General features: G+C 41.8%; 17 protein-coding genes and 1 pseudogene. 7 read left to right on the top strand and 11 right to left on the bottom strand.

Annotation, left to right across the window (positions count from 1 at the left end):
• Positions 1-21: 21 nt before the first annotated feature.
• Positions 22-1,320, bottom strand: a complete 1,299-nt coding sequence (locus AC1RRY_RS14910) for a UDP-N-acetylmuramoyl-tripeptide--D-alanyl-D-alanine ligase (protein ID WP_492819410.1) — start codon at positions 1,318-1,320, stop codon at positions 22-24.
• A 176-nt stretch (positions 1,321-1,496) separates the two neighbouring features.
• The gene (locus AC1RRY_RS14905) at positions 1,497-1,985 is read right to left on the bottom strand and encodes a hypothetical protein (protein ID WP_492819412.1); all 489 of its coding nucleotides are present in this window, start codon (positions 1,983-1,985) and stop codon (positions 1,497-1,499) included.
• 234 nt (positions 1,986-2,219) lie between these two features.
• Between AC1RRY_RS14905 and AC1RRY_RS14900 the strand changes: the two genes are divergently transcribed.
• From AC1RRY_RS14900 to AC1RRY_RS14875, 6 genes are all read left to right on the top strand, one after another.
• Complete coding sequence (locus AC1RRY_RS14900; RefSeq protein WP_492819414.1) at positions 2,220-3,485, top strand: M14 family zinc carboxypeptidase; 1,266 nt, start codon at positions 2,220-2,222, stop codon at positions 3,483-3,485.
• The gene (locus tag AC1RRY_RS14895; RefSeq protein WP_492819416.1) at positions 3,463-4,245 is read left to right on the top strand and encodes a carboxypeptidase-like regulatory domain-containing protein; all 783 of its coding nucleotides are present in this window, start codon (positions 3,463-3,465) and stop codon (positions 4,243-4,245) included. The genes AC1RRY_RS14900 and AC1RRY_RS14895 overlap by 23 nt, the downstream gene beginning before the upstream one ends.
• Before the next feature lie 7 nt (positions 4,246-4,252).
• Positions 4,253-7,030 (top strand): family 78 glycoside hydrolase catalytic domain, encoded by a 2,778-nt coding sequence (locus tag AC1RRY_RS14890; protein WP_492819418.1) that lies wholly within the window; start codon positions 4,253-4,255, stop codon positions 7,028-7,030.
• 9 nt (positions 7,031-7,039) lie between these two features.
• Entirely contained in the window at positions 7,040-7,600 is a 561-nt protein-coding gene (locus tag AC1RRY_RS14885; protein WP_492819420.1) for a transposase, read from the top strand.
• Positions 7,601-7,695: 95 nt separating this feature from the next.
• Positions 7,696-9,159 carry a UDP-N-acetylmuramoyl-L-alanyl-D-glutamate--2,6-diaminopimelate ligase gene (locus AC1RRY_RS14880; protein ID WP_492819422.1) on the top strand — a complete coding sequence of 488 codons (1,464 nt, stop codon included), beginning with the start codon at positions 7,696-7,698 and terminating at the stop codon, positions 9,157-9,159.
• Positions 9,160-9,290: 131 nt separating this feature from the next.
• Positions 9,291-10,748, top strand: a complete 1,458-nt coding sequence (locus AC1RRY_RS14875; protein WP_492819424.1) for a serine hydrolase — start codon at positions 9,291-9,293, stop codon at positions 10,746-10,748.
• Positions 10,749-10,763: 15 nt separating this feature from the next.
• Here AC1RRY_RS14875 and AC1RRY_RS14870 read toward each other — a convergent pair whose 3' ends face one another.
• The 9 genes and pseudogenes from AC1RRY_RS14870 to AC1RRY_RS14830 all read right to left on the bottom strand — a co-directional run bounded on the left by AC1RRY_RS14870 (position 10,764) and on the right by AC1RRY_RS14830 (position 19,279).
• Complete coding sequence (locus AC1RRY_RS14870; RefSeq protein ID WP_492819426.1) at positions 10,764-11,369, bottom strand: OmpH/Skp family outer membrane protein; 606 nt, start codon at positions 11,367-11,369, stop codon at positions 10,764-10,766.
• A 109-nt stretch (positions 11,370-11,478) separates the two neighbouring features.
• A complete protein-coding gene (gene leuB, locus AC1RRY_RS14865; RefSeq protein WP_492819428.1) occupies positions 11,479-12,549 on the bottom strand; it encodes a 3-isopropylmalate dehydrogenase in 1,071 nt (356 codons plus the stop codon).
• A 62-nt stretch (positions 12,550-12,611) separates the two neighbouring features.
• Positions 12,612-12,998, bottom strand: a pseudogene (locus AC1RRY_RS14860) (GxxExxY protein).
• Between the two features lie 29 nt (positions 12,999-13,027).
• Positions 13,028-14,545: a hydroxymethylglutaryl-CoA lyase-like TIM-barrel protein gene (locus AC1RRY_RS14855; RefSeq protein WP_492819430.1), complete on the bottom strand. Its 1,518-nt coding sequence runs from the start codon at positions 14,543-14,545 to the stop codon at positions 13,028-13,030.
• 51 nt (positions 14,546-14,596) lie between these two features.
• Positions 14,597-15,193, bottom strand: coding sequence for a 3-isopropylmalate dehydratase small subunit (gene leuD, locus AC1RRY_RS14850; RefSeq protein WP_492819432.1), 597 nt, complete (start codon positions 15,191-15,193; stop codon positions 14,597-14,599).
• A gap of 60 nt (positions 15,194-15,253) precedes the next feature.
• The gene (gene leuC, locus AC1RRY_RS14845) at positions 15,254-16,654 is read right to left on the bottom strand and encodes a 3-isopropylmalate dehydratase large subunit (RefSeq protein WP_492819434.1); all 1,401 of its coding nucleotides are present in this window, start codon (positions 16,652-16,654) and stop codon (positions 15,254-15,256) included.
• 218 nt (positions 16,655-16,872) lie between these two features.
• Positions 16,873-17,715, bottom strand: coding sequence for a helix-turn-helix transcriptional regulator (locus AC1RRY_RS14840; protein ID WP_492819436.1), 843 nt, complete (start codon positions 17,713-17,715; stop codon positions 16,873-16,875).
• Between the two features lie 3 nt (positions 17,716-17,718).
• The gene (locus tag AC1RRY_RS14835) at positions 17,719-18,477 is read right to left on the bottom strand and encodes an ABC transporter ATP-binding protein (RefSeq protein ID WP_492819438.1); all 759 of its coding nucleotides are present in this window, start codon (positions 18,475-18,477) and stop codon (positions 17,719-17,721) included.
• A 70-nt stretch (positions 18,478-18,547) separates the two neighbouring features.
• Positions 18,548-19,279 (bottom strand): MlaE family ABC transporter permease, encoded by a 732-nt coding sequence (locus AC1RRY_RS14830; RefSeq protein WP_492819440.1) that lies wholly within the window; start codon positions 19,277-19,279, stop codon positions 18,548-18,550.
• 124 nt (positions 19,280-19,403) lie between these two features.
• Here AC1RRY_RS14830 and AC1RRY_RS14825 point away from each other — a divergent pair, with 124 nt between their 5' ends.
• Complete coding sequence (locus AC1RRY_RS14825) at positions 19,404-20,111, top strand: SDR family oxidoreductase (protein ID WP_492819442.1); 708 nt, start codon at positions 19,404-19,406, stop codon at positions 20,109-20,111.
• The last annotated feature ends 32 nt before the right edge of the window (positions 20,112-20,143 follow it).

Raw genomic sequence — 20,143 nt, 5'->3', positions numbered from 1 at the left:
GGATATTTTCAGGTATAAACGCTACTGAAAACAGGGTAGCGTACTTTCCAGGCCCATTCCGCGGGAACCCTTAATGAGTATAAAGGAGTTTTGTATGTGCCTGTCTAATAGCCAATTATGTAGTGAAAATTTATCTGGAAAATAAAACGCTTTCGGAAGATGGTCTAGTGCCGAGGCCATTAGTTTTCCGGCCAGAATCACCAGATCAAAATCTCCTTTGGCTACCAGTTCACCGATAGCCGTATGCTCGGCCGGAGCATCTTCACCCAACTCCAGCATGTCGCCAAGAATCACCACTTTCTGCTTGTCGGTTTTCAGATTGATGAAGTTCTGAATAGCCGCCGACATAGAAGACGGATTAGCATTATAGGCATCTAACAAAATACTATTGGTTCCTTTCTGAATAATCTGAGAACGGTTGTTGTCAGGATTATAGGCACTAACGGCATCGGCGGCGGCGTCAATCGTAACACCGAAGAATGCGCCGATAGCTACTGCTGCTGCTATATTTTCAAAATTATACCAACCCGGCAGATTGGTAGTGTATGTCTGTGGGTCAAGATTCGGCTTCTGAATAGAAAAAACAACCGCCGGTGAATCTTTTACCAATACCAGTTTATTGTCATTCAGGTACTGAACGCTGTGTTTAAAATTCCGGCTTTGCGCCATAGCCAGCAAACTCTCGTTTTTAGCATTGACAAAGACTGTTCCACCGGATTTCTCCAGAAAATCATACAACTCACCTTTGCCTTTCTTTACGCCTTCTACTCCACCGAAACCTTCCAGATGCGCTTTACCGACATTGGTGATAAACCCATGCGTGGGCTCACAGATATTGCATAAGTCTCTTATTTCTCCCTGATGATTCGCTCCCATTTCAATGACTGCAACTTCGTAGGAATCATCAAGCCCCAAAAGTGTAAGCGGTACGCCTATGTGGTTATTCAGGTTTCCCTTTGTATAATAGGTTTTGTATTTTTTCGATAATACAGTTGCGACCAACTCTTTTGAAGTAGTTTTGCCGTTAGAGCCTGTCAGCCCGATAACCGGTATGCTGAATTGCTGGCGATGGTAATTGGCAAGTTTCTGAAAGGTATGGAGCACATCATTTACCAGAATACAGGCCTCGTTAGTAGCGTATTTTTCTTCATCTATTACTACATATTTTGCTCCTTTCTCCAGTGCCTCATGTGCAAACCCATTGGCATTGAAATGATCGCCTTTCAATGCAAAAAACATAACTCCTTCACTGATTTTGCGCGTATCTGTCGAAAACCCGGCACAGGTCTTCCATTTTTCATATAATTCAGCTATCGACATTACTCTGTTCTTGTAAGATTTTAATTTTTGTAAATTTAGTGTTAAACTCTAAAAAAACGCTCAAAGCACAATTCATTTCTTTTGCAATCAGGCTTTAGGAATCTTGTTCTGTATTAAAAAACAAAAAGTCCCCGAATTTCGGAGACTCTTATGCCTATTAACAAAAAACATGATGCTTATTTATTAGTTACTTCCCCTTTAGGGTCAATGATTTTATCGAAAATCTTAGAACCGTTCGACAACTGAATATGAAACGCATTGGCTTCATAAAACTCTCCGAACTTTTCTTTCAGGTCTACTTCCAGCACGTGGTCTAATATGGCATCACATTCTACACCAGTGCCATGTTCCAATGAAACCACCAGATAGACTGTTAGTGGGTACGATTTACGCATCACTCCATCCCAAATAACTTTGTAGTTGCTGGTCACACAACCGCCTGTTACCCATATTTTCAGGATATCGTTTTCACGTTTTACATCTTTTATTTCAAAATGTCTGCTTTCTCCAGAGGTGCGAGCCTGCATAATTGCGTTATACTTTGTTTCGCTTACTTCAAAGGCAACTGTGCTTTTGTCGGGGGTGGGCTCGGTTGCTTCAGGTTTACATGAGATAATTGTTAGCAGCGCGATCAGGCTAACAAAAATTTGTGTGATAGCTTTCATAATTCTTAATTTAAATAATAGTATAAAATTAGCTTTTAGTGAATGATTCTCTTTTGGGCAAAGTAGTTGGAATTATCCATGAAATATTAAGATGAGTGTATTATGCCCTCCGGCGGCTTGTGGTTTGAAAATAAATCATATTTTTGTTTTTATACTCAATAAAGTACTGATTTTATGGTTCTTCCTCTCAAACGCCTTACCTTTGTTTTTATAGCTTATTTTTTCTTAAACAGTATGTCGTTAATTGCCCAAACGCAGAATTTCTCACAGGCTTTGTTTGAAAAATACGATGCTTTCAAAGAGCCTGCTCTTACTCACAGGCGTTTCAAACATAAAGACCTTGTTCCGTTAATTCAGAAACTGCCTTTTGAAAAACAGGTGGTCGGGAAATCGTTTGAAGGACGAGACCTTTATCAGATAAAACTGGGCACCGGGCCGGTTAAGGTTTTGTTGTGGTCACAAATGCATGGTGATGAGCCTACGGCAACAATGGCACTGACAGATATCTTTTTATTCTTTCAGGCAAAAAATGATGGCTTCGAAGCGCTGCGACAAAGCATACTGACTAATACTACCCTCTATTTCGTACCCATGCTTAACCCTGACGGAGCCGAGCGCTATCAGCGACGCACCGCCACTGAAATAGATATGAACCGGGATGCACTGCGTTTTCAGACACCTGAAGGGGCATTGCTGAAAAAATTGCAGGATGAACTCAACCCTGAATTCTCTTTTAATCTGCACGATAAAAACACACGTTATAGTGCCGGAAAAAGCAATAAACAGGCAACCGTTTCTTTTCTGGCCACCGCTTATGATTTTGAACGAAGTTGGAACCCGACGAGAACCAGAGCCATGCAGGTAATCTGCCACATGAGTGAGGCTTTGCAGCCGTTTATTCCGGGGCATTTAGGCCGTTGGAGCGACGAACATGAACCCCGTGCTTTTGGTGACAACGTATCTAAATGGGGAAGCAGCCTGATACTCATTGAGTCGGGTGGTTATAAAGATGATACCGAAAAGCAGTTTATAAGAAAACTGAATTTCGTGGCCATTCTTACGGGTCTGCAGGCTATTGCTGAGAAATCTTACACCCACTATACACTTGCCACTTATGAGGCTTTGCCTAATAACGACCGCTATCTGTATGATTTGCTGATACGGAATGCCGAGTTTGATTATAATGGTAAAATAGTAACTAAAGACATAGCCGTTGACCTGATAGAAAAAAATACGCGCAATGCGACGAGTTTTAGCATCACGAGCGTTATTGAAGAAATGGGCGACCTTTCTACCTTCTGGGGTATTAAAGAAATTGATGCTGCCGGGCTAAGAGTAAGGCCTCTGGCCGATTTCCCCGAATTAATAAAAACCTACGCTTTATCAAAACAAGCTACTCAGGACAAAACCCTGAACCTGAACGAAAAGGCAAACTTTGTGCTGGCAAAGGGCAATGAAGTTAAATACGTAATTCTGAATGGACAAATTAAACAGCCGTAAAGGCAACAATAAATTAGCCGGTCTTTTTTTCTTTCTGTTGTTGGTAAATACAAATGTATTGGCTCAGCAAACATATGTTCTGGGCAGAGCTATTGACAAGACAACCCAAAAGGGGATTCCCTCCGCAACTGTTGTTAACAAAAATACCAAACAAATTACCCGCACAAGCGAGAACGGAAATTTCTTAGTAAAAGCATCCAAAGGCGATTCTATTAAGATCTCTTCAGTTGGCTATAAAAATGCAGGCATTGCCTGGGACGGGGTTACCAACGAACCCACGATAGAAATGCCTCAGGATGCAATCATACTGCCTGAAATAACTATAAAAGACAGACGATTGGAGGTGATCAGAAAACAGATTGATGAATTACTGGCAGCACCCGAAGCATCTACCAAATTCAAATGGAAAGATATCTCTAATCTCATCAACACCAATGTTTCTTCTCCGGGTGGCGGAATCGGCATTTCGATTGACGGACTCTATCAGCTTTTCAGCAAAGAAGGCAAGACACGCCGCAAACTGGAAGCCATGAAGCAGGAGGATTTACGAAAACTGCTTGTAGAGTATAGATACAATTCTGAATATGTTTCTTTTGTTACCAAACTGAAAGGGCAGGAATTAAAGGATTTTATGAAGTATTGTAACCTCCCCGACAACTTTGTACTTACTGCAAACGACTATGACTTAACGTTTGAGGTATTCCAATGTCTGGATGAATTCAAGCGGCGAGCTACTATAAGAAGGATTACGCAACCTTAATACCCATATGCAAAAACTCACTTTTTCTTTTTTCTGCTTTCTGTTTTTCCATTTTTCTTTTGCTCAAACTATTGAAAAGCTTCGTTGCGAGTATTCTGAAAACCCATTGGGCATAGATACACAAAAGCCTCGTTTGTCGTGGCAAATATCCTCCCCTATCCGTGGCACTAAACAAACGGCTTATCAGATCCTTGTCGCCGATACGGAAGAAAATCTGAAAAAAGACAATGGAAATATCTGGAATTCAGGCATGGTAAAATCAGGCCAGTCGCTGTGGATTAGCTATGCCGGAAAACCGCTGGAATCGCGCAAAAGATATTTCTGGAAAGTAAAAATATGGAATGAGAAAAATAAAGTTAGCACCTACAGCACCGCTGCCTGGTGGGAAATGGGTCTTTTACAGAAAAACGACTGGTCAGCCCATTGGATTGGTAAAAAAGGTACCGAAGGCAAACCGCCTAAATCGGTTGAATTACAAAAAGAGTTTCAGTTAAATAAACGTGCCGTTAGAGCCCGGATATATGTGACAGGTCTTGGCGCTTACCACCTGATATTTAACGGTAAAAAAGTCGGTCAGGATTACCTGACTCCCGGCTGGACACACTACCTGAAAACCGTTCATTATCAGACTTACGAAATTGATGCCGAAGACCTGACCATTGGTACAAACTTCATTACTGCCACCCTCGGCAGTGGCTGGTGGAGCAGTGGCTTAGGTTGGGGCGGAGGTAAATTTGCTTATAGTGATGGTCCATGCCGATTGCTTTTCCAGATGGAAATGGAATTTTATGACGGCTCTCGTCAGACCGTTATCTCTGATGGCAACTGGAAGACCCGTCTTTCTCCTATTGTATCCAATTCACTCTATAATGGTGAAGTATATGAAGGCCGACTGGAATATGGCAAAGACTGGGAAAACGCCACTATACTTGATGAATCAGATAACAGAACCACTCTCTTTGGCCCTAAGCCCGAAGACAACAGAAGTGATGAGGCGGAAACATTCAGCACCAAAAACGTGAAACTGATTGCAGCCGTTGCGCCTCAGATTCAGGTAATGCAGGAGATAAAAGCCGTTAAGATAACCGAGCCTCGTAAGGGGCGTTATGTATTTGATTTCGGGCAGAACCTGGTGGGCTTTACACACCTGAAAGTAGAAGGCAAAGCCGGAAAAGAAATTGAAATGAAATTTGCAGAATTGCTGACTGATAAAGGTCTGGCTGATCAGGCTAACCTACGTAGCATCAGACCAACCGATAAGTATATTCTGAAGGGTTATGGCGTAGAAGAATGGGAACCTAAGTTTACCTATCATGGATTCCGTTATGTTGAAATAGAGGGGCTGCCTAAGAAACCCGACGAAAACACACTTGTGGCAAAGGTGATTTATAACAATGTTCCATTTACCGGAAGTTTCGCTACCTCTAATGACCTGCTCAACAGCATTTACAAAAATATTACCTGGGGGCAGCGTGGTAACATGCACAGCGTGCCTACCGATTGTCCGCAAAGAGATGAGCGGTTGGGCTGGATGGGAGACGCACAGATTTTTGCTCCCACCGCCAGTTATATCATGCAAATGAATGGCTTCTTTGCCAAATGGGTGCGCGATATCACCGACTCTCAACACTCATCCGGTTATGTGTATGACGTCAACCCTAAAATTGTAGTAGGTGGGCCTTCGAAACCCGCATGGGGCGATGCACTGGTGATTGTGCCTTACAGAATGTATCAGTTCTATGGCGATAAAGGCATTATTGAAGAAAACTACACCGCCATGAAAAACTGGGTAGAATATTTGAATAACCACCCAAACACCAAACAAAACGGCATATATCATTTTCAGGCAGGAGATTTTTATGGCTATGGCGACTGGGTGCCGGTTGAAAAATCACCAACCAAACCTATTGGTGGTAGCTATCAGTTTTTCTCGAACAAATTGTTAGCCGAAATGGCTATGATAATCGGTAAAACTGCCGATGCGCAAAAATATGAAGCAATAGCAAAGAAAGTAGCCGACAAATACAATGAGCTCTATTTTGATGCGCAAAGTAAAAACTATGAGGGTAAAACACAAGGCGCTAATCTGATTCCGTTGAGCCTGGGTATTACCAAACCGACCGACCGGGCAGATGTAGCTAAAAACATTGCTGCCAATGTAAGAGAGAAAAATGACCACCTGACAACCGGATTTCTTTCAACAGAAATGCTGTTACCAACCCTGAGCGATGCCGGCGAACACGAGCTGGCCTATAAAGTAGCCACCCAAAAGACATACCCCAGTTGGGGATACATGATTGAGAAAGGCGCTACTACCATGTGGGAGCTATGGAACTCTGACACCGAAAAACCAGAGGGCATGAACTCGCGTAATCACTTTGCTTATGGTTCTATCGGCGAGTGGTTTTATTCTTATCTGGCTGGTATCAGATTAGACCCGCAAAGTGCTGCCTTCAAACATTTCGTGATTGCCCCTATGCCCGCCGGAGATCTGAAATGGGTGGAAGGGAAGTACGAATCAAGTTATGGATTGATTACCTCAAACTGGAATATTCAGGATTCTAAATTTACACTCAAAGTGAGTATTCCTGCCAATACTTCAGCACAGATCCAATTGCCGTTGGCGGGCAAAGCCTCTCCTGTTATTAAAGAAAGTAATAAACCGATATTAGTTGGTAACAAGGCCCCGAAGATAAAAATACCCGGAGTTACGTTCCTGAATATTGAAAAAGACAAAGCCATTTTTGAAGTACTAAGTGGCGAGTATACGTTTACGGTGGAATAATTAATTATTATGTCCTATCATCCAGATATTCATCCCCGTCGTTCGATTCGTTTACAGGGCTATGATTATTCAAAAGAAGGCCTGTATTTCATAACCATTTGTACTAAAGATTGGCTTTGCATTTTTGGTGAGATTAAGGAAAACCAAATGATATTGAATGAATTAGGAAAAGTTGCGCATAAATGCTGGATGGGTATCCCGGGTCATTTTCCAGATGTTTTTCTGCACGAATTTATTATTATGCCTAACCATGTACATGGCATTATAGAATTACGACCTGATTATCTAAAACCAAAAGTAGGGGTTCAAAATTTTGAACCCCTACAACCAAAAATCAATCAATATCAGAAAATCATACCGCGTTCCATTGGCTCAATTGTCAGAGGGTTTAAAATCGGGGTAACAAAATCGTATCGAGAAAATGCCTTTCCAATTTCTCTTCCTCAAAATCAACTATGGCTAAGAAATTATCACGAACATATCATAAGAAACGAACAGTCTTATAATACCATTTCCAACTACATCTGCAATAATCCATTAAATTGGAAAGAAGATAAATTTTATATGTGATATATTTGCAAAGGGTACTTATTCATAGGGGTTCAGAATTTCGACCCCCTATCATGGTAACTATTCCTTAATAACTAATCAACCAAACGATTCATATGATCCTAAGCGATATCCTATATAAAGTTTCTCTGCTGGCTGTTTCAGGTAAAACAGATATTGAGATTAAAAATATTGTCTTTGATTCTCGTCAGGTACAAAACGGAAGCCTTTTCGTAGCTATTGGCGGCACACAGGTAGACGGACACAATTTCATAGAAAAAGCTATCGAATCAGGTGCCTCTGCCATTATCTGCGAACGGATGCCCGATATTTTATACGAAAATATCTGCTATCTGCAAGTTGAAAACTCTTCCCGTACAATGGGCCTGGCAGCTGCTAATTTCTATGGCAATCCGTCAAAAAAACTAAAACTGGTGGGTGTAACCGGCACCAACGGTAAAACGTCAACGGTTACTTTGCTTTTCCGCTTGTTCCGGAAACTCGGATATCGTTGTGGCTTGCTATCTACTGTTCAGAATCAGATTGATGATGACATTATTCCGTCTACACATACTACACCCGACTCTGTAAAAATCAATGAACTGCTCCATGACATGGCTCAAAAAGGTGTTCGCTATTGTTTTATGGAGGTCAGTTCTCATTCGGTAGTACAGGAGCGCATCGCCGGGCTTCATTTTGCCGGTGGAATATTTACGAATATCACTCACGACCATCTCGACTTTCACGAAACCTTTAGTAATTATATAAAGGCAAAAAAAGGATTTTTCGATCAGTTGCCCGCATCGGCTTTTGCGTTGGTCAATACCGATGACAAGAACGGAAAAATCATGATTCAGAATACCGCAGCAAAAAAAGAAACCTACTCGCTGAAAAACATCGGCAGTTTTAAAGGCAAGATTCTGGCCTGCAGTTTGTTCGGGCTACAGATGGATATTGATGGGCGTGAAGTGTGGTTTAAGTTAATCGGTGCCTTTAATGCTTATAATCTGCTGGGCGTATACGGTGCCGCTGTATTGCTTGGCGAAAATGCCGATGAAGTACTTATGCAGCTTTCAGACATCACGCCGCCATCAGGCAGATTCGAGCAGGTTGTTTCACAAAACCATATTGTAGGCATTGTAGATTATGCGCACACGCCGGATGCCCTGAAAAATGTACTGGAAACCATTGTTGATCTGCAGGAAGGCAACCAGCAGATTATCACGGTTGTGGGTTGTGGCGGTAACCGCGATGCTGCCAAACGCCCCATTATGGCTGAAATCGCCAGTCGCCTCAGTAACCGGGTTATTCTGACTTCTGACAATCCAAGAAACGAAGACTCCTGGTCTATACTCGGACAAATGGAAAGCGGTGTTCCGGTAATTTATGTTAATAAAGTACAAACCATCGAAGACCGTCATGCGGCAATCTTTGAAGCGGTCAGAATTGCCCGTCCACAGGATATAATCCTGATAGCTGGTAAAGGCCACGAAACATATCAGGATATAAAAGGTGTGAAGTATCATTTTGATGATAAGGAAGTGCTACAGGAAGCTTTTACCGAGATTTGGGGGAAGTAATTAAGCATTAATTTTATAAACGGGGTCTGGTAGTAATCTATCAAACCCCGTTTTTGTTTTAATCTGTAACCTTTTCGCACATCCAGCGTTTACAGGTATATTTTCATTAACCGCTTTATCACCTATTCTGTATGCCATTAAGCTTCTCTTTCTTCAAGCCACTTCTTTTACTGGCAGTATTATTCGCTTTTAATGTTGCTTATGCACAAAATAAGGTTCAGGAAATAGAACAATATATTCAGCAATATGTTGATAATGACTTGTTTAATGGAAATGCGCTGGTAGTTAAGAACGATAAAACAGTCTTTCAGAAATCATACGGCTTTGCCAACAAGGAATGGAATATTGCTAATAGTGCCGACACAAAATTCCGGATTGGTTCTATAACCAAGCAATTTACAGCCATGCTTATTATGCAGTTGAAGCAAGCCGGCAAGCTTAATCTTCATGAGAAAATCACTACTTATCTGCCTTGGTACCCTAAAGAAACGGGTGACATAATCACCGTACATCACTTGCTGACACATAGCTCGGGGCTACCTAATTATACAGACAATGCTGATATTATTAATGACATTAATACTCATAATTACTCTGCTGAGGAAATCGCGAAGAAATACTGTGTCGGAAAACCGGAGTTCGAACCCGGAACAAAATTCAAATACTGTAATACGGGTTACTATTTGCTGGGTTTAATTATAGAGACTCTCACCCAAAAAGTCTTTAGAGAAGTATTGCAGGAAAAGATATTAGACCCTGCAGGCATGAAAAATACAGGAATGGATGTGCCAACTCAATTAATAGCTAATAGAGCTGCCGGGTATAGTTTTGGATTTGAAGGATATAATAATGCCGATTATATCAATCCTGCAACGGCCACTTACGCCGCAGGAGGGCTTTACTCCACTACCCAAGACCTCTACTTATGGCAACAGGCGTTGTATGGTGATAAATTACTATCGAAAGAAAATAAGGAATTGATGCTTACACCTAATCTTGGAAATTATGGTTATGGAATGTATATAGTAAAAACAAAAACCGATACCATTATTGGCCATAATGGTGGCTTGAGTGGCTTTTCTTCAAGCATGCTCCGCTTCATGCATGATCATATCGTTGTCATACTTTTCGATAATACCCGGGTTGATAAACGGGGAAATCTGGAGAATATCACTTCTGGCGTAGTCAATATCTTACAAAATAAACAACCCGCACCATTACTAAAATCAATGCGGGTAATCATGATTAATGCGATTGAGAAAAGTAGTGGCGAAGAACTGGTTGTGCTCTATAAAAAGATAAAGTCTGAAAAGACCACGTACGATATATCGGGAGGAGACACCTTTCTGAACAATCTGGGCTATCACCTGCTGACGCACAACAGAGTGAAAGATGCTATAGCCTTCCTGAAATTTACTACTGAAGAGTATCCTGAATCTTCAAATGCCTTTGACAGCTACGCAGAAGCATTAATGAAAGACGGCCATAAGGAAAAAGCAATGCAAATGTATCGTCGATCACTTCAGCTAAATCCAGACAACAGCAATGCTGCTGCTCAGATTAAAAAGCTTGAGCAAGCATCAAAATAAGTACAGAGTCTAATCCTATTTTTTAGGTGCGGGTTTTTTTGCAGCCGTTGTCGGCTTAGGAGCAGGAGCTTGTGGCTTCGGTGGTGGTGTTGAGCCTAATTTCAACAAAATGGCATCAGACAGGTTGTCATTGTCGTTTGCATAAAGCAATACAGGGGTCGACTCTCTGTTGGCGCCATCTACGTTTCTTCTGAAAACAAATTTATATCCTTTTTCGGCAGCTACTTTCTTGGTAGTGGCATCTACTTTATCGCGAATCTCTTTATATCTCGTTTGGATCAGGTTTTGCAGTTCTGCTTCGGCACTTGCCTGATAGTCGTCAGCTACTTTTTTCAAATCCTGTACCTCTTTCAGAGCACCATTTAATGACTCGGTAGTTACATTCGTAATGTCTTTCAGCGACTGCTGATACAACGCATATTTTCCCTGATACACTTTAGCTTTTGCTTCTAATTGCGCTGTGAACTCCTCCCGTTTTGTAGCTACCTGGTTCTGCAAATCTTTAACCTCTTTTAGATTTACCATTACATAGTCATCATACACATACCCGATTTTTGGGAGTTGAGCAAACGATACCTGACTAACCAAAGCAGTAATAAGAACAAGAAATAACTTTTTCATTGGAGGCGTTTAAGTGATTTTTTATCAAAATTAGCTAATAATTCTAAAGAAAAAAAGAGCGAGCCACAGAAGGCTTCTGTGGCTCGCTTATTAATAAAACCTCTGCAGGTTATATTCTTTTTAAAATCTCCTCTCCTATTGCATCAGTTCCCAGAATCATTTCTTTAGGCGTAGATGCATCGGCAATATCACCGGTACGGAAGCCCGCTTTCAATGTCTGTTCAACTGCCGAAATAATAGCTTCACTTTCGGCTTTCAAGCCAAATGAAATATCAAGCATCAACGCTGCCGATAAAACCGAAGCCATCGGATTTGCCAGACCTTTACCCGTAATATCATGTGCTGAACCATGAATTGGCTCATAAACACCGGTGCTGTCACCTATAGAAGCAGAAGCCAGCATACCCATAGAGCCTGCAATCTGTGAGGCTTCGTCAGTTAGTATATCACCAAAAAGGTTTGCTGTAACTACTACATCAAATTGTTTCGGATTCTTGATCAGCAACATGGCTGCTGAATCTACGAATTGATGCTCAACCGTTACTTCCGGATATTCTTTCGCTACTTTTTGCACTACTTCTCTCCACAAACGACTGGTTTCCAATACATTGGCTTTATCAACCGACATCACTTTTTTGCCACGAGTCATCGCAGCATCAAAGGCTTTACGCGCTATGCGTTCCACTTCGTAACGGCTGTATTCGGCAATGTCATAGGCAGTATCACCATCGTTTTTACGGCCTTTTTCTCCGAAATAGATATCTCCCGTCAACTCCCGGAAAAACAGTATATCTGAACCTTTCAGAATCTCAGGTTTAATGCTTGATGCGCCCAATAGTTCGTCAAACAATTTAATAGGACGCAGGTTGGCATAAAGACCTAATTCTTTACGCATTTTTAAAAGACCTTGCTCCGGACGAACTTTAGCTGATGGATCATTGTCATATTTAGGGTGGCCTACTGCTCCGAAAAGCACGGCGTCAGCGGCGCGCATTTTTACCAGGGTTTCTTCCGGCAGCGGGTCTCCTGTGGCTTCAATGGCTACGTGGCCAATGAGGGCCTCATCGTAAGTGAACTCGTGACCGAATTTCTGAGCTATCTTCTCTACTACTTTTTTTCCGACGGCTGTTACTTCCTGCCCGATTCCGTCTCCGGGAACAACTAAGATATGTTTTTTCATTTAGACTGATTATTTGTTTAACCACGGAGTTACTCAGAGTTTTGCACGGAGTTTCACGGAGTTTATATTACGAATCTTTTTATTCCTTCTTTTAAACTTGTCACATTAAAATTCATTAAGTACCCTAATTTATATTTACCTAATCTCATATAAGTTAATACTTGAGCCCGATGAATATCATTGATGGCCTCAACGGATTTTATTTCTAGTACTATTTGATTTTCAACTAAAATATCTATTCTGTATCCACATTCAAGTTTTACTTCTTCAAAAACCAATGGCATCGGCTTTTCTTTTTCGGCAAAAATGTTCGCCTAAAACAATTTATAAAACAAACATTCTTTATAGGCACTTTCTAAAAGTCCTGGCCCCAAAGCTGAATGAACCTCATAAGAAACTTTTAATATCCTACCAGATAATTCATTTAACTCTGTGTAACTTAGTGCCATAACTTCGTGAAACTCTGTGGTTAAAAAAATTAAAACTGAACCAAATTCAACATTTTCTGGGTGGCTTTAATGGCTGAAACCGTCTGGTCAGAATCAAGGCCGTGGGTTTTAAATTCCTTATTGTTGTGCTCCCAGGTAATGATTGTTTCACAAAGCGCATCCGTTTTACCTCCGGGCGGAATCCGCACGGCATAGTCCGTCAGCATGGGTAGTATTATTTTCTTTTTGTCATAAATCTTCTTCAGCGCATTCATAAATGCATCATACTGGCCATCCCCCTGTGCATTTTCCTCAAATACAACCCCATCAATTTTCACCTGTAAGGTTGCCGAGGGGCGAAGATTTCTTGAATGAGTCAATACATAGTTCATTACCTCTACTCTCTCTTCAATAGCGTTGGTATCTATTACGTCAGAGATAATATAAGGCAGGTCTTCTCTGGTCACAACCTCCTTTTTATCGCCCAGTTCAATAATACGTTGTGTAACCTTTTTTAGGTCGTCAGGAGGGAGTATAATACCGAGCTCCTGCAGATTTTTCTCAATATTCGCCTTGCCCGAGGTTTTACCTAGCGCATATTTGCGTTTGCGACCGAACCGCTCAGGCATCAGGTCATTGAAATACAGGTTGTTTTTATTGTCGCCATCGGCATGAATACCCGCTGTTTGGGTAAATACATTCTCTCCAACCACTGGTTTATTAACCGGCACCCGGAAACCGGAAAACGTTTCTACAATTCTGCTTACAGAATACAAAGACTCTTCAACAACCGATGTTTCTACGTCAGGGAAAAAATCATTCAAAACTGCAATGGTACTTGCCAAAGGCGCATTCCCCGCACGCTCACCCATACCGTTCACAGTCAGGTGTAATCCCCTGGCACCCGCCCGCACGGCTTCCATTACATTGGCTACACTAAGATCGTAGTCATTGTGCGCATGAAAATCAAAATGATGATTGGGATACCTCTGAACTATGGCATGTACAAATTCGTATGATTCTTTAGGAGTAAGCACTCCCAATGTATCGGGCAACAATACTCTTTCTATGGGTTGCTTTGTGAGAAAATCAAGGTACTGAAATACATAGTCACGGGAATTTCTCATGCCGTTGCTCCAGTCTTCCAGATACACATTACATTTAATATCTTTCGATTTTGCCAAAGCAATCACCTGGGCTATCTCATCAAAATGCTGTTCCGGTGTTTTCTTTAGCTGATGCGTAAGATGATTCAATGAGCCTTTGGTGAGCAGGTTCATTACTTTAGCTCCGGCTTCCAGCATCCAGTTAACTGACGTCCCTCCGTCTACAAAGGTTAAGACCTCTATTTTGTCGAGCAGTCCGTTTCCTGCTGCCCAGGATGTAATTTTCTTTACGGCCTCAAACTCCCCATCCGACACTCTGGCAGAAGCGACCTCCAGGCGGTCTACTTTTACTTCTTTTAATAATAGTTGGGCAATGGTAAGTTTTTCGGTAGAAGAAAAAGACACTCCGCTGGTTTGTTCACCATCGCGGAGTGTGGTATCCATTATTTCTATATATTTCATTTTGCTGTTGCTTAAAGCAGTGGTTTTGTTGTCTCCTGTGCCGGTAGCTGATTAGTAGAGACTTTTTTCAGCAAATGTTTTTATTTCGTCTTTCATGGCTTGCAGATAATCGAGGTCGTCATAGCCGTTTATCAGGTTATCTTTCTTATATCCGTTAATGGCAAAGTTTTCTTTTTCGCCGGTAGATACAATCGTGATGGTTTGCTCAGGCAAGCTTACTTCCAGTTCTGCTTTAGGGTCTGCTTCTATGGCCAGAAATATTTTATCCAGAAACTCAGGACTTACCTGTACAGGCAGAATGCCCACATTGATGGAATTACCCTTGAAGATATCAGCAAAGAAGCTTGACACCACACAACGGAAGCCGTAGTCATAAATAGCCCAGGCAGCGTGTTCACGGCTTGAGCCACTTCCAAAGTTGCGGCCACCTACCAGAATCTTGCCAGAATATATTGGGTTGTTCAACACGAAATCCGGTTTGGGAGTATCGTCTGAATTATAGCGCCAGTCTCTGAACAGGTTGTCGCCAAAGCCTTCACGTTTAGTCGCTTTTAAGAAACGGGCAGGTATGATCTGGTCAGTATCCACGTTTTCGATAGGCATGGGCACTGCCGTACTTTTCAATACTGTAAATTTATCGTAAGCCATTTGTCGTAATATTTTAATGTCAGACGCGTCGTTGGCTTGCCTGACAATCGGTGTTTTTGTTTAGATTAATTCTCTTGGATCGGTTACCTTTCCGGTTACAGCTGCTGCTGCTGCTACCAAAGGACTTGCCAGCAAGGTACGTGCACCTGGCCCCTGACGACCCTCGAAGTTACGGTTTGAAGTAGACACCGCATATTTACCTGCCGGAACCTTGTCGTCGTTCATAGCCAGACAAGCCGAGCAACCCGGTTGACGCAGTTCGAATCCGGCTTCCTGTAATACATCCAGAATGCCTTCCTCTTTAATTTGAGACTCAACGATATGTGAGCCCGGTACTAACCATGCCGTTACATTGTCTGCTTTTTTGCGACCTTTCACAATCGATGCAAAAGCGCGGAAGTCTTCAATACGACCATTGGTACAGCTGCCTAAGAAAACATAATCGATAGACTTCCCTATGATCTGCTCGTTTTCTGCAAAGCCCATATAACCTAACGATTTTTTATAGCTGGCTTCGCCGTCTTTTACCTGACTGGCCATTGGAATATTTTGTGAGATACCTGTACCTAAACCAGGGTTTGTACCATAGGTGATTTGTGGTTCAATATCTGCGGCATCAAAAGTATACTCTAAATCGAAAACGGTGCCTTCATCGGTCGGTAGGGTTTGCCAGTATGCCACCGCTTTATCCCATGCTTCGCCTTTAGGCGCCAACTCTCTGCCTTTCAGATAATTGAATGTAGTTTCGTCAGGCGCTATGATACCTCCTCTGGCACCCATCTCGATTGACATATTACAAACCGTCATACGGCCTTCCATACTCATGTTTCTGAAAACCTCACCGGCATATTCTACAAAATAACCCGTTGCCCCTGCTGCCGTTAATTGAGCAATAATATAAAGCGTTACGTCTTTTGGCATAACTGCCGGCCCTAATTTGCCATTGATGGTAACACGCATCTTTTTAGGTTTCGGCTGCATGATACATTGCGAAGAAAGCACCATTTCAACCTCGGAAGTACCAATACCAAATGCAATAGCACCGAATGCTCCGTGGGTAGACGTATGAGAGTCGCCACAAACAATAGTCATGCCCGGTAAGGTAATACCGTTCTCTGGTCCTACTACGTGTACAATACCGTTTTTCTGATGCCCAAGGCCCCAATGAGAAATACCGTATTTGGCTGTGTTGGTCTCCAGCGCTTTTAACTGATTGGCTGAAAGCGGATCTGAAACCGGCAGATGCTGATTAATGGTAGGTGTATTATGGTCGGCGGTAGCAAAGGTACGATTCGGGAACAGTACATCAATTCCTCTGGTTTCCAGACCTAAGAAAGCCACAGGGCTTGTTACTTCATGAATAAAGTGACGGTCGATAAAGAATACATCGGGGCCGTCTTCAATTTTACGAACGACGTGCGCATCCCATACTTTGTCGAATAATGATTTTGGTGTTGACATTTTATATTTAAGCGTTTTTATTTCGTGATTATCGGAGAGGTAATTTATTAACCTGTCTATTTTATAAATCCCGTCCTTACATTAATACCGGCGAAATCTTATTGTTGGTAATCTGATATTTACCAATCGTTGGATTCGCCAGAATTTAACAATACAAAATTGAGTATAATAAATCAATAAGGATTAACGTAATACGACCAAAAAATAATGTTTTTGGTTCATTGGTTTTTCTTGGGCGTAAAACCGTATTTTTCTTTGAAGGCTTTGATGAAATGAGAAACGCTCTCGTAACCAATCTCAAGGCTGATTTCGGAGACGTTTTTAGGTGTATTTTGCAGAAGAAAAGAGGCGTATTCCAGCCGTCTGTTTTTAATCCATGCGGCGGGTGAGGTATGGAATTGTAATTCGAAATCTCGCTTAAAAACCGACAGACTTCTACCTGATATTCGAGCCAGCTCGCTGATAGACAGTGGTTTAAGATAGTAGTTTTCGAGCAGATAGGCCAGGTCTATTTTCTGACCCTGATAAATTTTGAAGAGCGTTTTCTGGAATTGTCCTGTGCGGTCAAGCTCAAGCAGATGCAGCATTAACTCGTTGAATTTCAGTCTCAGAAACTGATTGAGTAGGTTGGTTCTGGCACTGAAAAAGGGAATGAGCGAATCGACAAACTTATCAAAGTTCTCGTTGCTTTCAAGGCTGAGTATTTGTTCAATCGTACCGTCCGGAGAGTCTTCGAACAGTGAAAGGTTTTGTCCCACAAATTCTTTCAGCAGGTTTTCAGGAAAGAAAAAAACAAGGCTGCGGTAGTTGCTATCAATCGATTCGTTCATGGAATAGCACCCACGCTGGAAGAAAAGAATCTGCCCCTTTTGCACGTGAATGTCCTGTGTAGGAGAAATAAACTTCTTTTCGCCATCCAACACATAAACAATGGCGTGCTCTTCAAAGAAAATCTCATTGCGCGATGGATAGACATTGTTTCTATATGCCACGAATGTCATTTCCTGAATCTTGAGTAATTCAAACTCATTGGCGCTGATGGAAGACGGAACCCTGAGCATTGCCTATTTCTTTTTATCACCTCTCATTTTCTGCAAGGCTTTATTGGAAAAAACGAATTCTTCCAGCTCCGGAGTGGTAACATCAAGAATGGTCTGGCTGCTGCCCTCCCATATTTTTTTCCCTTTGTATAGAAACATAATGTAGTCGCCAATCGAGAGAACCGAGTTCATATCGTGCGTAATAACTACAGTGGTAGTTCCATACTCTTCGGTTATCTCCTGAATCAACTCATCAATCTTAATAGATGTAAGCGGATCAAGGCCGGAGTTGGGTTCATCGCAAAACAGATATTTCGGGTTCATCACAATTGCCCGGGCTATGCCTACCCTTTTTTTCATCCCGCCTGATATTTCCGACGGCATGCGGTTTCCTGTTCCCTCCAACCCTACTCTTTGCAAACAAAACTCTACCCGATCTTTTTTCTCTTTTTCCGGCATTTCGGTGAGCATGTCTAAAGGGAACTGTATATTCTGATGCACGGTTTGTGAATCGAATAGAGCCCCCCCCTGAAAAAGTACCCCCATTTCGCGGCGGATATCTTTCTTGTCTTCCTCTTCTCCCAGATAAAAATCACGGCCATCATAAAGCGTCAAGCCACCTTCCGGCCGCACCAGGTCGAGCATACATTTCAGAAGTACGCTTTTTCCGGTGCCACTTGCCCCAATAACCAGACTTATCTGTCCTTTTTTAAAAACACCACTTACATTATCTAAAACCTTGCGGTCGTTGAAAGACTTTGAAATGTTTTTTACTTCTATCATATAATCTCAATCCTGAAAAGAATGCTGTAAAGAGTAATAAAAATTAGGACTATATGGTCTCATATACTCCTCAGGTCAATAATTCAGCCAACAGATAGTCGGCAATTAAAACAGCTATACAACTATTGGTTACGGCTGACGTACTGGCCTGCCCTACTTCTAATGCGCCACCCCTGGTATAATATCCTTTAAAGGCGGAAATAGTAGAAATCAGAAATCCAAACACAAAGGCCTTTATAATGGCAATGAAAACGTTGAATGGAACAAAGGAGTATCTGATACCATATATGTAATCTTCAGGGGTAATGATTCCCGTTAGTGTTCCGGCAAGGTATCCTCCCAGAATTCCAAGAAATCCGGAAAGAATAGCTAATAATGGAAACGTAAACATGGAAGCCAATAATTTGGGCAGCACCAAATACGACGCCGAGTTGATACCCATTACCTCCAGCGCATCTATCTGCTCGGTGATTTTCATGGTTCCCAGTTCCCCGGCAATGTTCGACCCTATTTTTCCTGCCAATACTACGCACATAAAAGTAGATGAGAGCTCAAGCAGGGTCATGTCTCTCACGATATTACTTACAACATATACCGGTATTAATGGGCTCACCAGATTGGCTCTGGTCTGCACGCAGGTAACGGCTCCGATGAATATGGCTACAATGGAAACAATCAGAATTGAACTGACACCAATACCCAGGCACTCGTCCATAAACCTATTCCAATAAACTCTGAATGTTTCACGTCGGCTAAATAGTTTACCCAGAAATATTAAATATTCTCCTACTATTGATAACATACTTTTAAAATAAGTTTTTAACGATCTTTGCAAAGATAACGAATAGTTAATAACGAATTTTACTTCATAAGGTTTATATTCAAAAACCAAAGCCATACCACAAAACACTTTAACAGAGCATATCATGAGTAGAAAATTGATAGTAGTTTCAGGCGGTACCAGAGGAATCGGTCGGGCCATTGTCGAAATCTTTGCAAAAAACGGCTTTGATGTCGTTGTCTCAGCCAGAAAAGAGAATGATTTAAATGAATTACAGAACCACATAACAACCCAATATAAGGTTAACTGTTTTACCCACGTGGCCGATCTGGCCGTAAAACAAGAGGTGTTGGGATTGGTGCGTTTCGTTCAATCGCTTAACAGACCCGTAGATGTATTGGTTAATAATACCGGCAATTTTATTCCGGGAAATATTCATGAAGAAGAAGACGGTGTACTGGAAAGCCTGATTGAAACAAATCTGTATAGCGCCTATCATCTTACCCGAGGACTTATAACGAATATGATTGCACAAAAAAGCGGCTATATATTTAATATGTGTTCTGTAGCCAGTTTGGTGGCTTACCCTAACGGAGGGTCATACAGTATTTCAAAATTTGCCTTGCTCGGTTTCAGTAAGTGCCTTCGGGAAGAGATGAAACCTTATAATATTAAAGTGACGTCTATCATGCCGGGAGCTGTATTGACCGATAGCTGGGCGGGCGTGGACATTCCGGCTGAAAGGTTTATGCAAACAGAAGATGTAGCCAAAACCATCTGGACAGCCTATAGCTTATCTGACGGAGCCGTGATTGAAGAAATTGTGATGCGCCCGCAGAAGGGGGATTTGTAGCATACAAAAGCAATAAAGCCGACCAGTCAAGG

It is taken from the genome of Emticicia sp. GW821-FHT11C11, from assembly GCF_058808615.1.
This window is presented reverse-complemented; position numbering and strand designations above follow the sequence as displayed.